Below are 14455 nucleotides of genomic sequence, written 5' to 3'. Positions count from 1 at the left end.
GGGCATTGACTGAGCATGTGAAAGACGAGTTGCGGCAGCGCCTTGATGCACTCATCGGCCAGCCGATCACTTCCGGGCAGCCGGTGCGGAGCCCGGATCCGGTGAACGCGGCGATGATTCGGCACTGGGCCTACGCACTCAGCGATTTCAACCCCGCCTACCTGGACGAGGAATTCGCCAAGAACTCACGCTACGGTGCGATCGTGTCGCCGCCGGTGATGCTGCAGAGCTGGACCATGGCTCCGCCCAAGCTGGAGGGCATCCACGACCGCGGCGGTGTTCCCGTCGAGCTCGGGGAGAACCCGTTGCAGTTCCTGACCGATGCCGGATACACCGGAATCGTCGCCACGAACTCCGAATTCGAGATCGAGCGTTACCCGCGGATCGGCGATGACCTGTCGGCGGAGACCGTATTCGAGACCATCTCCGACGAGAAGAAGACGGCGATGGGTACCGGATTCTTCGTCACCTGGATCACCACGTACCGCAACCAGGACGGCGAGGTCATCGGCCGCCAGCGCTTCCGCACCCTGCGCTTCAAGAAGGACAGTTAGCAGTGGCACACCGACTCGCTCCCTCGATCAGCCCCGACACCGAGTTCTTCTGGTCGGGTCTAGAAGACGGCGAACTGCGCATTCAGCGATGCACCGACTGCAAGGCGCTGCGTGTCCCGCCTCGCCCGATGTGCGGCCAGTGCCAGTCGCTGAACTGGGATTATGTGGTGTCCGCGGGCCGCGGGACCGTGTACAGCTTCGTCATGCCGCAGTACCCGCCGTTGCCGTTCCTGCAATATCCCTACGTCGTGGCACTGATCGATCTGGACGAGGGGGTCCGGATCGTCTCCAATCTGTGCGATATCGAACCGAAGGACATCGAACCCGGCCTGGCCGTCGAGGTTTTCTACGAGACCTTCGAAGCCCTGCCCAGCGGTGACGAACTGGTGTTGCACCAGTTCCGCCCGGCGACCACGAAGGCGTGACACACAATGGATTTCAGTTTCAACGAAGACCAGGAAACCGTCGGCAAGGTGGCCCGTCAGCTGTTCGAGCATCGGGCCACACCAGAGCACCTGAGCGAGTTGGAATCGGGCGACACCCGATACGACGCGGCGCTGTGGAGCGAGCTGGCAGCGGCCGACCTGCTCGGCATCGCAATACCGGAATCGGTCGGAGGCAGCGGTGCAGGCTTCCTCGAAGTCTGCATCCTGCTGGCCGAGGTGGGCTGGAGCGTCGCACCGGTACCGATCTATCCGACGCTCGTGCTCGGTGCGGACACCATTGCCCGGCACGGTGATTCAGATCTCCAGCAGCAATATCTCCCAGGTGTTCTGGACGGCAGCGTGATCCTCACTGCGGGTCTGATCGAGGCCGGCAACTCCAACCCCACCGTCCCGCGTCGCACGACCGCACGGCACGAGGGCGAGGCCTGGCTCATCGACGGCGCCAAGGAACTTGTCCCCGCCGCGCAGTTGGCTGACGCCATCATCGTGTCCGCGGCGGCAGCGGACGGTCCGGGGCTGTTCGTGGTGGACACCGACACACCCGCCGTCCGGGTATCGCCGGTGGATCTCACTCACGGCGAACCCTATGCCGACGTCACCTTCGCCGGCGCCCGGGCGCGGCGCCTCGGGGGCGATAAGGGTGATGGTCTCGACTTGGTGGCGGCACTGCACACCCGGGCGCTGGTCGGCCTGTCCGCAATACAGGTCGGTGTCACCGATCGCGCACTGCGGATCGCGGCCGCCTACACCGGTGAACGCGAACAGTTCGGCCGGCCGATCGGATCGTTCCAGGCCGTCCAGCAGCGGATGGCCGACGCGTTCATCGACACCGAGGCGATCCGCTGGACAACGTGGCACGCAGCCTGGCTGATCGCCGAGGGCAGGCCCGCCGACCGCGAAGCCGCCATTGCCAAGTTCTGGGCTGCCGAGGCGGGCGCCCGAGTGGTCGCCACCGTCCAGCAAGTGCACGGCGGCATGGGCATCGATGTCACCTATCCGGTCTCCCGTTATTACCTGTGGGCCAAGAACATCGAGCTCGCTCTCGGTTCGGCCTCCGCACAACTCGCCTATCTCGGCACGGCGTATCAGGAAGGAAGCAAATGACCTCCACCATCGGTGGCGCGACCACTCGGGCGTACGACGCCATCGACGTGGGCGATGAGATCACTCCACTCGTAGTGCCCGTCACCACCACCCTGATCGTCGCCGGCGCCATTGCGTCGCGCGATTACATGCCGGTCCATCACGATCGCGATTTCGCCACCCGGCAGGGGTCGCCGGACATCTTCCTCAACATCCTGACCACCAACGGTCTGTGCGTGAAGTTCCTGCATGACTGGGCCGGTCCCGAGGCGATGGTCAAGCGGTTGTCGATCCGGCTCGGCGTACCGGCATTCCCGAACGATCCGCTGCGCTTCACCGGCAGCGTCGCAGCCAAGTCCATCACCGACGGCGAGGGACTGGTCGAAGTGTCGCTGAAGGGAACCAACAGCCTGGGTGATCACGTCTCGGGCACCGCGGTGCTCAGCCTTCTCGAAGGTGTTCGGGAGTGAGCGGCATCGGCGGAAAGGCGGCGCTTGTCGGCATCGGCCAGACCGAGTTCTCCAAGGAGTCCGGTCGCACCGAGATGCAACTGGCCTGCGAGGCAGTCAAGGCCGCGATCGACGACGCGGGGTTGCACCCGTCCGATATCGACGGCATGGTGACCTTCACCGTCGACGAGAACGAAGAGATCGAGGTCGCCCGCAACGTCGGCATCCAGAATCTGTCGTTCTTCACCAGGGTTCCGCACGGCGGCGGCGCTGCGGCCGGCACCGTGATGCAGGCGGCGATGGCCGTGGCGACGGGCGCCGCTAACGCCGTGGTGTGCTACCGGGCCTTCAACGAGCGTTCGGGTTTCCGATTCGGTGGTGCCGGCCGCCAACCAGGGGTCACCCCGCTGTGGATGGCGCCGTACGCTCCGTTTGGTTTCATGACACCCGCCGCGTGGGTGTCCCTGCATGCGCAGCGCTACATGTCGACCTACGGCGTGACCAACGCCGACTTCGGCAAGATCTCGGTGATCGACCGCAAGCATGCGGCCAATAACCCCGATGCCTGGTTCTACGGGAAGCCGATCACCATCGAGGAACATCAGCAGTCGCGCTGGATCGTCGAGCCCGTGGTCCGGCTGCTGGACTGCTGTCAGGAAAGCGATGGTGGGGTCGCGATGGTGGTGACCAGTGTGGAGCGGGCCCGTGACCTGCCGCACCCGCCGGCGGTCATCACCGCGGCGGCCCAGGGCGCCGCCTACGACGGTGAGGTGATGACCAGCTACTACCGCGACGACATCACCGGCCTACCGGAGATGCGTGTGGTCGGCAACAAACTGTGGGGTGACTCCGGACTCAAGCCCGCCGACATCTCCACGGCCTTCCTTTACGACCATTTCACTCCGTTCGTCTTCACCCAGCTCGAGGAACTCGGGTTCTGCGGGCGCGGCGAGGCCAAGGATTTCGTCGACGTCGACGAGCTCTCGATCGGCGGTCGCATGCCCATCAACACCAACGGCGGTCTGCTCGGCGAGGCCTACATCCACGGCATGAACGGCATCACCGAGGGCGTCCGGCAGATCCGCGGCACGTCCCACAATCAAGTGGACGGCGTCGAACACGTGCTGGTGACCTCGGGCACCGGCGTTCCGACCAGCGGCCTGATCCTGGCACCGGTCCACTAGTAGTCTGGCGCCCTATGACGGAAGCGACGGCCGCCGACACCCGGGACATCATCATCTCGGCGGCCTTCGCCTGCTTTCGCACCCGGGGACTCGCCAAGACCACCATCGTGGACATCGCGCGGGCTGCCGAGGTCTCGCGAAGCACCGTCTACGAGTACTTCAAGGACAAGGAAACCGTTGTCGAGGCCTGCGCCGAGGCAGCCTCGCAGCGCTTCTACCGCAACATGGCCAAGGCGATCGACCGCCACGGCGGCAGCACATTGGAAGGCAAGCTGGTGCGCGCGGCGGTGTTCGTCTGTCAGGCCCGCCGGGTCGTCGAACCCGAGGTGTACTTCGATCAGCAGGAGGTGAACCTCATGCTGACCAAGAACGCCGCCACCCTGCTTCAGGAGTGCTCGGAGTTCATCGCACCGTACCTATCCGCCGCACGGCACACCGGCGAGGTCCGCTACGACATCGACATACCGTCCGCTGCGGAGTGGTTCTCGCGGATGTTGTTCTCGCTGTTCACCACTCCATCGGCACTCATCGACGATGACGACGCAGTCGCCGAATTCGTCAGGCCCTATGCCGTTCGGGGTTTCACCGGAGGTCGTCCGGCCAAACGCTGACGCGGCCGCCGGCGAATGCGGTGCCGCGTGCGGCGTGCGGCGTAAGGCGAGGGTTTGAAAATATATATTCTCAACTATGCGATCATGTATTCACAGTGGCAGGATGCAGGCAAGGGGCGATCATGAAGGTGGTAACGGCCAAGTCCGACGAGAGCGGGATTCTGCAAGAACGCGGCTACGCTACCCCGCACCGTCTGGCGGTTTTTGCCAACAGTTGCGCCGATGCCGCTGAGTTCGCGGGTGGGCTCATCTTCGATCGCGTCGGAGCGGGCTGGGATGTGACGATCCTTCTCGCCTCCGCCACCGCCAAAGACGAACGCACACTGCGCATCCTCGGTATTCACAGCCGCATGCCATCGGCCCGCTTCGAGTCGTCTGATTGGCCCGACATGCTACTGATCGGCGCGGACGCCTACAACGCTCACCCCGACGTACGACGCACTTTCAACGCAGCCTCGCGCCGGCCGCACACCGAGGTCGCGCTGTGGGGCGGCAGCTGGCCCGGCGAACTCGATCCCGGTATCGGCATCGTCGAACACCGGCTCAGCAACGCGGCACGCGCCTTCAAGGCGCATGCCCTAGCGTCCGCCGGTCTCAACCGTTCCATCGATCCCTCTGAGCAATTCCTGAGCGACACGCGCCGTGCCCGCAGTGTCGCTCCTCTGCTGCCGCCGGCCTGACCGCGATCAGCCCAGCCGTCGGACCGGAACGTTCGCCCAGCCACAGACATTCGACATCGCTACGCGACGCAATCCATCGCGGTCCACCTCGTACTCGGGGATCAGATCCAGCAACGCATCCAGCGCGATCCGGCTTTCCATCCGCGCCAGCGCCGCACCGAGGCAGCTGTGCACGCCGTACCCGAATGCAAGATTGAAGCCCATCTTGCGCTCGCGGTCGATGTCGAGCCGATCCGGGTCGGGGAACATGCGCTCGTCCCTGGTCGCCGCCGCGGTGAGCAGCAGCACCACACTGTCCCGCGGAATCGTGGTGCCGTGCAACGTCACATCTCGCGTCGCGGTGCGCACCTGGTATTGCGACGGAGGTTCGTAACGCAGCAGTTCTTCGATGGCTGCCGGTATCTTGCTACGGTCGGCTCGCAGTGCCTGCCACTGCTCGGGGAAATCCGCGAACGCCACGACGGCGTTGCCGACGAGCTTCGTGACCGTCTCGGCGCCGGCACCGCCGAGCAGTGTTGCGAATCCTGCGATGTCGACATCGGTCAGTTTTTCGACCGCGCCGTCACGTTCGATCTCGGTCTCGATGAGCCGGCTGATCATGTCGTCGCGCGGGGCCGCGCGCCGCTGTTGGATCAGCTTGTAGTAGTACACGCCGGTGTTCATCGATGCTTCGAGACCCTCTGGCGGAACTATGATTTCGCCGACCCGCCGCTCCAGCAACAGGTCCAGCCACCGTCGGATCTGGTCGCGTTCCTCCTTCGGCACCCCGAGCATGGTGGTGATCACCTCGTTGGGAAACAGCGCCGAGAAATCGGCAACGACATCGAACGACCGCGGATCCAGCGCATCAATGCGCTCGTAGACCTTCTCGCGCACCATGTGTTCCAATGAAGCGATCGCGCGCGGGGTGAATACGTTGCTGACCAACTTGCGCATCTTCTGGTGTTCCGGCGGATCCATCGAGATGATCACCTTCGGAGGAGAGATCGCACCGTCGTAGGCCTTGACCGCGTCAAGCGTGGCGCCCTTGGCCGACGAATAGGTCTCATGGTCTTTGGTCGCGGGGGCCACGTCCTCATACCGGCTCAGCGCCCAGAAGTCCCACTTCTCGTTGTAGTACACCGGCGCCTCGTCGCGCAGCCGCCGGAAGGTCTCGTACGCGCCGTTGAAGAATTCTGCGGAGAAGGGATCGAACTCCACTGTCCCCTCGGCTGTGGTCGAGGTGCGTGGTGCATTCACAGGATGGCTCCGGATTCCTTGTACTTCTCGATCGTTTCCCACGCCAGGCCGGCGTCGAGTAGCACCTCTTCGGTGTGCTGGCCGTGCTCAGGCGCTCCGGGTGGCACCACCGCCTGTTCGTCGAACTGCACCGGGTTGGTCGGCAGCACGAAGGGCGCGCCGTTCATCGTCGCGGTCTGTGCCACATAGCCGTTGGCGGTCACAGCAGGATCCATGCACAACTCGCCCGGTGTCTGCACGATGCCCCACGCGCCGGACAGGCCGGCCAGTGCCTCGCGCCACTCGGCAAGCGTCCGTTGTGCAAAAGCCTCGTCCAGGAGCTGGATCAGCTGCACCCGATTCTCATAGCGCGACGCAGATTCGGCGAACCGCGGGTCGTCGATCAACTCCGGCAGCCCGATGGCGTGCATCGCCTCCGGGTAGAACTTGTCGAGTTGCAACATCATCAGCTGCACATACCGGTCATCTTTGGTGCGGTACGTCCCGACCAGCGGATTGGGCGCATCGGCATGGCTGTACTTCGGGATCGACGTGCCGCCGTGAATCTGGCTGACCGCCACATCCGGACTGAGATTCCATGCGGCCAAAGCCAACAGCGACACATCAACCACCAAGCCCTCCCCGGTGGTCGCCTTCCGGTACAGCGCGGCGGCAATCCCGCCGGCAATCGTCATCCCGCCGAGCAGATCTCCGAAGGCAGGCCGGGAGCGCACCAGATCGTCACCCTCTTCGGTGAGCATCGTCGCGATGCCGCCCCGGGCCCAGTAGGAAACCCCGTCGTACCCCGGTTTGTCCGCGTCCGGCCCCTTGGGACCGTGGCCGGAACCGCGCACATACACGATCCCTGGATTGGCAGACCGGATGTCATCCACGTCGATGCCGAGTTTCTTGCGCCGCTCGGGCAGGTAACTGGTCAGGAATACATCACAGGTCTTCGCGAGCTCGCGTATGACCTCCTGCCCGCCGGAAGTGCTCAGGTCGACGCCGATCGACTTCTTGCCGCGGTTCGGGATTTCGATCATGTAGTTGACCGAACCCCCGCCCTCGTCGACGATGCCCATCGTCACGAGTCCGCGCTGCGGGTCACCGCCGTCACGCGGTTCTACCTTGATCACCTCGGCTCCCCATTCGGCCAGAACCGCACCGGCCGACGGCACGAACGTCCACGCCGCCACCTCCAACACTCGTACCCCGTCAAGCACCTTGCGAGTGGAAATCGTGTCCTCCCATGATCGTGGTGTGGCAGCCTGCTGCAACGTCCGCAGCCTTCAGGGTAGCCAATATCAACCCGATAGAGAACATCCATTCTCATATTCGGTATTGTCGATACTCATGCCGTTCCCGCCGATCACCCCTACCGTCCCCGCGCTGGTGCGATCCTCCGCCGCCCGTTATCGGGACAAGCCGTTTCTGATCTCCGACGACAGAGTCCTCACCTACGGTGATCTCGATTTGCGGTCCGCGCGACTGGCGATGAACCTCGTGTCGATGGGCCTGGGCAAGGGAGACCACGTCGGGCTGCTCATGCCCAACAGCATCGAATGGGCGATAACCTGGTTCGCGGTGACACGTATCGGCGCAGTCGCCGTGCCGCTGAACACCTTTCACAAAGCCGCCGAACTCGCCTGGACGGTGCGCCATGCCGACCTGCGCGCCATACTGGCCTGGTCGAGATTTCGCAACCAGAACTTTGTCGAACTGCTGGAGGATGCGCTACCCGGACTAGCCGACCAGCAAAGACCGGACCGAATCACAGTCCGGACGGCCCCTTACCTGCGCAGAGTCGCAGTGTGGGGCGACGCCGACCGCCCCTGGGCCACAGCCCTATCCGATGAGGCATCCTCGAACGGCTTCGACACCGACTTTCTGGTCGACATCGAAGCATGTGTCACACCCGCAGATGACGCGATGATCATCTACACCTCCGGAAGCACTGGGGACCCCAAGGCGCCGGTGCACACGCACGGGGTGCTGATACGCAAGTCGTACAACCTGACGTTCTCCTATGGGGTGACCGGTGACGAGGTGATGTTCACCTCGATGCCGTTCTTCTGGGTGGGCGGGCTCATTACTGGATTGCACGCGGTTGCCCACCACGGCGCGACCCTGGTCACCCAACCCGCATTCGACGCAGGCGAGGCACTCGAACTCATTGAACGCCACCGTGTCACCATCACATTGGGCTGGCCACAGCAGGGCAAATCGTTGGCCGAACACCCCGACTTCGAGAAGCGGGATCTGAGCTCGATCCGGCGCACCAGCATGCCCGCGATGGTCGATCCGGAACGGCGACCTCCGGGACCCAACGCCCTCGGCATGACCGAACTGTGCGGCAGCCACATCGGTGCGGACCCATACATTCCGCAACCGCCCGAGCGCACTCAGACCGGCGGCTGGCCGATGGAAGGCCTGGAGCATCTGATCGTCGATCCTGACACGAATACGCCACTGCCCGGCGGCTTCCGCGGTGAGATCTGGGTTCGCGGATATTCGCTCATGCAGCGCCTTTACAAGCGCGAACGTGAGGATGTCTTCACGCCGGACGGCTACTACCGCACCGGCGACAGCGGCGTCCGCTTCCATGACGGCTGGATCGCCTACACGGGACGGCTGGGAGATCTGATCAAGACCGACGGGGGCACCAATGTCACTCCGTCGGAGGTGGAATTGGCGCTGTCCGGTTGTGACGGGGTAATGGAGGCCTACGTTGTCGGCGCAGAGGACGGTGACCACGGAACGGTCGTCGCGGCTGCCGTGGTGCCCCACGGATCCGCTGTGCTGGACGGACAGACACTGCGGGCCCAGCTCCGGGATCGGCTGTCCGCGTACAAGGTTCCGAAGTTCATCTGGGTCACCGACAAGGGTGCACTGCCCTTCACCGCGACTGGCAAGTTGAAAAAATCTGAACTGGCCCTGCAACTCAAGGAGTTGCTGGCACAACGTCAGGCGGCGCCACACGCCCGGTTTTCACAGGACAGTTCGTGTGCAGACACGCCATCCGGTCCATCATCGTCTGAAAGGCCGAGAACGACATGAGTGATCGACATTCCAACATCTCGGGTACTCGAATGCTGGTCGTGGGAGCATCATCGGGGATCGGACGCGCACTCGCCAGGGCTGCCCACGCCCGGGGTGCGAAGGTCGCGCTGGCCGCGCGGCGCGTCGACCTGCTCGGCGAGCTGGCCACCGAACTGGGCGGCACCGCACATGAACTCGACGTGTCCGACCCGCGGGCGATCGAACAGGTCGTCGACCAGGTGGCTGCCCAGTTCGGCAGCCTCGATGCGATCGTCTTCACCAGCGCCACCGTGCCGTTCGCGTTGATCGAGGACACCGACGTCACGACCTGGGTGCATGCCTACGCGGTCAACGCAGTCGGCGCATCTCACCTATTGCGTTCGGCACTACCGCATTTCTCCGACGATGCCGTCACGCTCATCGCATCGAGCCACGACGTGGGACGTCCGCGCGCAGGGGTGGCCGCGTATCACGCCAGCAAGGCGGCGCTCGACGAGATCCTGCGTTCCTGGCGTGCCGAGCATCCCGAACTGCCGGTGATCCGGGTGAGCGTGGGACCCACCGAGGGCACCGAGATACTGCGCGGGGCCGACCGCGATCTGCTGGCCGACCTCTACCGCGCCTGGGCACAGGAAGGTCAGATACCCGCTCGGATGTCGGCCGTGGAGGACGTCGCCAACGCGATGTTGTCGCTCATCGCCGTCAGCCGGGCCAATCCTTCGGTGGTCAGCGAAATCGTCCACCTCGCACCGCGAGTGCCGAAAAGCCGATAGTCAGGGGCCGCTCAGCCCTTCTTGGCCATCTGATCGGCAGCGGTGTCGGCCCACTGGGCGTTGTGGCGTCCCATGGTCATCGCGCCGTTCCAGCCGCCGTCGGTCCACAACACCGTTCCACCGACATAGCTCAACCGTGGACTACCCAGGCACACCAGCGGCCAGGCCTGCTCCTCTGCCCTCGAGTAGCGTCCGACAGGGCCGATCGCATCGTCGACCGTCTCCTTGCCCATCAGGTCCTGGAACGCCGGCATCATCGCCGTCTCGGTCGGGCCGGGATTGATGCAATTGATGCGAATTCCCCTGCGCCCCAACTCCGGATACCACCATCCGACCCACGCATCGATGATGTACTTCGAGTAGGCATAACCACTCCACGACCACTTCTTCTCGTTCGTCTTCAGCCACTCGACGGCGGCGTCGAATCCGTCGGTCTCCAGGAGCGTGGTGATCACCTTGATGTGGTCCTGCCAACCGATCGCAGCCGACGACGAGATGACACTGATGGCCGACCCCGGGGCCATTTTGGGCACCAGCTGCTCGGCGAGGTGACGGGCGCCGACGAAGTTCACCAGGATGGTGTCCCACTCGCTGAACGGCGGACCGGGCAGTCCCGCACAACTGAACAGGCCATCGACGGGTCCGTCGATGGCCGCCGCGGTCTCCTCGATGTTGGTTCGGTCCCGGAGATCGACCTGCAAGGCGTGGGCGACGGGCACGCTGGTCGGCTTGATGTCGAGTGCGGTCACCGTCGCGCCGAGATCCGTCAGGATCTGCGCGGTCGCCTGCCCCATGCCCGACGCCGCTCCGGTGACCACGACGGACTTTCCTGCATACCCGAGTACGTCTTTCATAACGACCTTCCTTCCCCGAAAGCGGAACATTGATTGATTGATGGACGGAGACCTTCACTGCCGCCCGCGGGCCAGCTTGAACGGCTCCATCGCGAAGTCGAGGATCTCGGGCGTGAGCATGCCGCCGGCATACTCGACCCAACACCAACTGCGCGCCACCGGCCTGTGGTCGGATCCGCGCTCCAACTTGCCGAAGTAGTGCAGCGGGCTGCCCATCCTGTCGAAGACGAAGGAGTACTCCGCACCGCCGATCGACACCGACATCGCGCTGAGCCGGCCGGCATCGTCGAACGTGGGCGTCGCAACGACGTCGTCGTGCCCGGCCGTGATGCCTTGGCGCAGTTCGTAGCCCGGGCCGAATGTGACGCCGTCACGGCCCTGCCAGAAGCACCCACCACCGAGTTCACCGTCGGTATACTCGTGCATCCAGGACACCCACATCCCCTGCAACTGCCGGGCGATGGGCAGTTCGGCGTAGACCATCCCGGGCGGACCGTAGGCGTAGTCCTGATGCGCGAATCCGGACACCGCGACACCGTCGACGGATCCCGCAACTTGGATCACCTCATGGCGGTAGTACACCGCGTCGGAAACCCCTTCCTGGGCGGGTACGTGCACCGTGAAAACGTCGCTGACGGTACGCCCCTCGACGATCCATCGATCGGTGGCGTCGTACCAGCGGAATCTTCCTTCTCCACGCTCGATGCGCCCACTGGGATACCTGAGCACCACACTGTCGGAGGTCTGGTCGCAGGACAACGGCTCGTACCAGTCGATGCCCGAGTACTCATCGAAAAGGTGTGGTGGGTCGGCGGTTTCGGGTGTGAGCACACGAAAGCCGGTGATCGGCGACACCACATGCGTCATACCAGGGACGAAATCGTCTGCTCCGCGCAGTCCCCAGTAGTCCTGGTTGTTCGCATCGGTCAGGACCGCACCGACCCACATTCCCGCGAGTCCGGCGTCGGCACCCGGGACCCAGCCGCGGCGGTACATGTCGAGCTCAGAACGGCGGCATGACACCTCGCACTCGGGGGCGAAGGACGGATCTACTGACATGCCCACTCCTCAGATCGCCTGCACCGAACGCGTTGTCCAATGCGGCGTGAAGGGAGCGATCGTGGAAAGGTCGTACAGCCCGGGCGCTGCGGCGATGATCGCTGGAATGGCATTGACGGCATGCATGGCGGTCGCCAGGCAGCCCTGCTCGGCGTGGTCCTCATCATGTCCTCCGATTACCAGGTGCAGCAGTAAGTTCGGCTTCCCGGTGAAGGACACCTGGTAGCCGATCTCGGTTGGCCAATCTGGTGCCAGATCGTCGTCCATCCGCGTCAGGTGTTCCACCGACAGACTGATATCCCCGCAGTCGACATTGACCCCGAAGCGCATCGCCCCCACGGTGCCCGCCGGTATGTCACCCGCGGCCACGGTCAACGGCCGAGGGGTGGTCGCGACTTCACGAAATCCCTCGAACCCCTTGACCTCCAGCCCCAGTGCCCGGGCGAGCACGGTCGCGCTGCCGATCCATGCGCTGGCCGCATACGCCGGGTTTGCCAGCAACGGTGTGGTGTCCTCGACCGGGTGACCGAAGCCCATGGCATTGAAGATCAGGTCGTGGCTGGCGTAGGTCGAGTAGTTCAGCACCTCAAGCACGCTGATGTGGGAGGTGTTCTCGGTGAGCCGCGCCAGGACCGGCGCGAGAGATTCCCCGATGAAACCTGGATACAGCCCCAGCCCGAGGAACGATGATTCACCTGCACGGCAGGCGGATTCGATGCTGTCCGCCAGGCCGGCATCAAACGAACGCGGGTGAACGAACCTGCTGCCCGTGGCGATCACGTTCTTTCCTGAGGCCAGCAGGTCGCAGACGTCGCGGAAGCAACCAGCGGTGTCCGTTTCGACCTTGCCCATGTAGAGCACGACGTCAGCGTCGGCTGCGATGAACGCATCCCGGTTGACTGAGGCCCTCACCCCGGTGCCCGGCAGCGCGCACAGTGACCCGGCGTCGACACCGGACTTGGCCGGGTCGTACACCCGCACACCGACCAGTTCCAGGTCCGATCGGTTGATGACATGCCGCAGAGCCATCGCTCCGGTCACGCCGGTGGCCCATTGAATTACCCGTGTCATGTTGTGTCCCTCAGTCCCAGATCACGTCGAGGCGCGGCGGGGACCTGAACATGGTCCCGGTGACATATGGCGGCGGCGCACCCGGATCCAGCCGCAAACCGGGCAGTTCGTCGAACACGGCGTTGAAGATCTTCATGCTTTCCAGCCGGGCAAGGTGCATACCGAGGCAGACATGGGCTCCGTGGGCAAACCCGATGTGCGGCTTGCGATCGCGGAATATGTTGAACACCTCCGGATCCGCCCAGCGCGTTTCATCGTGGTTGGCGCTGCCCAGGCTGAGCATCATCGTCGACCCCTCGGGAATGTGGACTCCGCCCAGTTCGGTGTCCCGGGTGACTTCGCGCATGAAGTTCAGCAGCGGTGTCTCCCAGCGGATACCCTCCTCGATGGCCTGCGGAATTAGGCTGCGGTCGGCGCGAACCGCGTCGAGTTGGTCGGGGTGTGTGAGAAGAGCGAACGCCAAGCTGGCAGTCGACCGCGAAGTGGTCTCGGCTCCGGCAGGTAGCAGGTTACGCATGAACCCGTAGATCTGTTCGTCAGACATCTTGACACCGTTGACTTCTGCGGCGGCCAGGATCGAGACCATGTCGTCGCCCGGTTTGCGGCGCTTCTCCGCGAGGATGCCGACGAAGTACTCCCGTAGCTGCGCCGATGCCTTCATCGCGGTGTCCAAATCGCCGCGGAAGCCCAGGATGTCGATCGCCAACCGATGAAATTGCAGGACATCGGAATCCGGTAGGCCCAGCAGCGCCGCGATCACCCGCACAGGGATCGGCATGAACACCGTATCGACGATGTCCGCCCGCTTGGCATCCTTGAATTTGGCGATGGTGCGGTCGACCAACGGCCCTACGAGTTCACTGTCCCACCGCTTCATCGACGACCGCGCGAAGGCGAACTCGTGCAACTTTCGGTACACCGCATGTTCGGGTTCCTGCATCTCCAGGATCGTCGGCCCTTGCAGTGGTCGCACCACGTCCTCGTAGCAGCGGGTGCTGAAGGTGATGTTGTCGGTGAATATCGCCTTGACCGCGTCGAAGGTGTACGCCGTGAAGGTGTACGGTCCGCCCTCCGGGTTGCCGACCATGCCCATTTCCGGCCACCCGGCGTGGACTGGGGACTCTGTCCGGAGTCGCTTGAGCAGGGGGTAGGGCGTGGCGTCGCCGTCGGCACCCATCCCCGCGTTGAATCTGTCCTGGGCCTCTCGAATGCTCTGCTCGAGTTCCGCCACGGTGGCTGGTTCCCCCATTCGCGGCCTCCTCACTGTCGTGCGACAGAATCAACATTCATGCTGTCGGTTGCTAACCTACATGATGTATGTTGGTCGGCACCAGAGTCCGGAGAAACCCCGAAAGCACAACCAGGAGTATTCGATTGGGAACTCGAGTAGCGCAGTGGGCAACCGGCGCGGTGGGCCGCGCGGCGCTGCGCGAG

At 64.1% G+C, this 14455-nt stretch carries 15 protein-coding genes; 9 read left to right on the top strand and 6 right to left on the bottom strand.

The annotated features are described in order from the left end of the window. Positions 1-5 precede the first annotated feature (5 nt). The 7 genes from QQ25_RS11185 to QQ25_RS11155 all read left to right on the top strand — a co-directional run bounded on the left by QQ25_RS11185 (position 6) and on the right by QQ25_RS11155 (position 5007). Positions 6-554, top strand: a complete 549-nt coding sequence (locus QQ25_RS11185) for a MaoC family dehydratase (protein ID WP_039378779.1) — start codon at positions 6-8, stop codon at positions 552-554. A gap of 2 nt (positions 555-556) precedes the next feature. Further along, positions 557-979 (top strand): Zn-ribbon domain-containing OB-fold protein, encoded by a 423-nt coding sequence (locus QQ25_RS11180; protein ID WP_039378778.1) that lies wholly within the window; start codon positions 557-559, stop codon positions 977-979. 6 nt (positions 980-985) lie between these two features. After that, positions 986-2104 (top strand): acyl-CoA dehydrogenase family protein, encoded by a 1119-nt coding sequence (locus tag QQ25_RS11175; protein ID WP_039378777.1) that lies wholly within the window; start codon positions 986-988, stop codon positions 2102-2104. Further along, positions 2101-2553 (top strand): MaoC family dehydratase, encoded by a 453-nt coding sequence (locus tag QQ25_RS11170; RefSeq protein WP_039378775.1) that lies wholly within the window; start codon positions 2101-2103, stop codon positions 2551-2553. Before QQ25_RS11175 ends, QQ25_RS11170 begins: the two co-directional genes overlap by 4 nt. Then, positions 2550-3716, top strand: a complete 1167-nt coding sequence (locus tag QQ25_RS11165) for a lipid-transfer protein (protein ID WP_039378774.1) — start codon at positions 2550-2552, stop codon at positions 3714-3716. Before QQ25_RS11170 ends, QQ25_RS11165 begins: the two co-directional genes overlap by 4 nt. Before the next feature lie 14 nt (positions 3717-3730). Further along, positions 3731-4327: a TetR/AcrR family transcriptional regulator gene (locus tag QQ25_RS11160; RefSeq protein WP_039378772.1), complete on the top strand. Its 597-nt coding sequence runs from the start codon at positions 3731-3733 to the stop codon at positions 4325-4327. A 122-nt stretch (positions 4328-4449) separates the two neighbouring features. Continuing rightward, positions 4450-5007 (top strand): hypothetical protein, encoded by a 558-nt coding sequence (locus QQ25_RS11155; protein ID WP_052235776.1) that lies wholly within the window; start codon positions 4450-4452, stop codon positions 5005-5007. 6 nt (positions 5008-5013) lie between these two features. Here QQ25_RS11155 and QQ25_RS11150 read toward each other — a convergent pair whose 3' ends face one another. Both QQ25_RS11150 and QQ25_RS11145 read right to left on the bottom strand, forming a co-directional pair. Continuing rightward, positions 5014-6246 (bottom strand): cytochrome P450, encoded by a 1233-nt coding sequence (locus QQ25_RS11150; protein WP_039378770.1) that lies wholly within the window; start codon positions 6244-6246, stop codon positions 5014-5016. Further along, positions 6243-7448: a CaiB/BaiF CoA transferase family protein gene (locus QQ25_RS11145; RefSeq protein WP_409371005.1), complete on the bottom strand. Its 1206-nt coding sequence runs from the start codon at positions 7446-7448 to the stop codon at positions 6243-6245. Before QQ25_RS11145 ends, QQ25_RS11150 begins: the two co-directional genes overlap by 4 nt. Positions 7449-7578: 130 nt before the next feature. Here QQ25_RS11145 and QQ25_RS11140 point away from each other — a divergent pair, with 130 nt between their 5' ends. After that, a complete protein-coding gene (locus QQ25_RS11140) occupies positions 7579-9282 on the top strand; it encodes a class I adenylate-forming enzyme family protein (protein WP_082017506.1) in 1704 nt (567 codons plus the stop codon). Continuing rightward, positions 9279-10037 (top strand): SDR family oxidoreductase, encoded by a 759-nt coding sequence (locus QQ25_RS11135; protein ID WP_039378769.1) that lies wholly within the window; start codon positions 9279-9281, stop codon positions 10035-10037. The genes QQ25_RS11140 and QQ25_RS11135 overlap by 4 nt, the downstream gene beginning before the upstream one ends. An 11-nt stretch (positions 10038-10048) precedes the next feature. Here QQ25_RS11135 and QQ25_RS11130 read toward each other — a convergent pair whose 3' ends face one another. From QQ25_RS11130 to QQ25_RS11115, 4 genes are all read right to left on the bottom strand, one after another. Continuing rightward, entirely contained in the window at positions 10049-10891 is an 843-nt protein-coding gene (locus QQ25_RS11130; RefSeq protein WP_039378768.1) for an SDR family oxidoreductase, read from the bottom strand. A gap of 54 nt (positions 10892-10945) precedes the next feature. Beyond that, positions 10946-11887, bottom strand: coding sequence for a hypothetical protein (locus tag QQ25_RS11125; protein ID WP_052235775.1), 942 nt, complete (start codon positions 11885-11887; stop codon positions 10946-10948). Positions 11888-11959: 72 nt separating this feature from the next. After that, a complete protein-coding gene (locus tag QQ25_RS11120) occupies positions 11960-13021 on the bottom strand; it encodes an NAD(P)H-dependent amine dehydrogenase family protein (protein ID WP_039378767.1) in 1062 nt (353 codons plus the stop codon). A 10-nt stretch (positions 13022-13031) separates the two neighbouring features. Then, positions 13032-14270: a cytochrome P450 gene (locus QQ25_RS11115; RefSeq protein WP_039378766.1), complete on the bottom strand. Its 1239-nt coding sequence runs from the start codon at positions 14268-14270 to the stop codon at positions 13032-13034. Positions 14271-14455 lie beyond the last annotated feature (185 nt).

Source organism: Mycolicibacterium setense, assembly GCF_000805385.1.
Taxonomy (GTDB): Bacteria; Actinomycetota; Actinomycetes; order Mycobacteriales; family Mycobacteriaceae; genus Mycobacterium; species Mycobacterium setense.
This window is presented reverse-complemented; position numbering and strand designations above follow the sequence as displayed.

Excerpts from the sequence above, each read along its gene's own strand:
- QQ25_RS11175 (WP_039378777.1), top strand. The coding sequence starts at position 986 with ATGGATTTCAGTTTCAACGAAGACCAGGAAACCGTCGGCAAGGTGGCC.
- QQ25_RS11170 (WP_039378775.1), top strand. The coding sequence starts at position 2,101 with ATGACCTCCACCATCGGTGGCGCGACCACTCGGGCGTACGACGCCATC.
- QQ25_RS11160 (WP_039378772.1), top strand. The coding sequence starts at position 3,731 with ATGACGGAAGCGACGGCCGCCGACACCCGGGACATCATCATCTCGGCG.
- QQ25_RS11155 (WP_052235776.1), top strand. The coding sequence starts at position 4,450 with ATGAAGGTGGTAACGGCCAAGTCCGACGAGAGCGGGATTCTGCAAGAA.
- QQ25_RS11140 (WP_082017506.1), top strand. The coding sequence starts at position 7,579 with ATGCCGTTCCCGCCGATCACCCCTACCGTCCCCGCGCTGGTGCGATCC.
- QQ25_RS11135 (WP_039378769.1), top strand. The coding sequence starts at position 9,279 with ATGAGTGATCGACATTCCAACATCTCGGGTACTCGAATGCTGGTCGTG.
- QQ25_RS11130 (WP_039378768.1), bottom strand. The coding sequence starts at position 10,891 with ATGAAAGACGTACTCGGGTATGCAGGAAAGTCCGTCGTGGTCACCGGA.
- QQ25_RS11125 (WP_052235775.1), bottom strand. The coding sequence starts at position 11,887 with ATGTACCGCCGCGGCTGGGTCCCGGGTGCCGACGCCGGACTCGCGGGA.
- QQ25_RS11120 (WP_039378767.1), bottom strand. The coding sequence starts at position 13,021 with ATGACACGGGTAATTCAATGGGCCACCGGCGTGACCGGAGCGATGGCT.
- QQ25_RS11115 (WP_039378766.1), bottom strand. The coding sequence starts at position 14,270 with ATGGGGGAACCAGCCACCGTGGCGGAACTCGAGCAGAGCATTCGAGAG.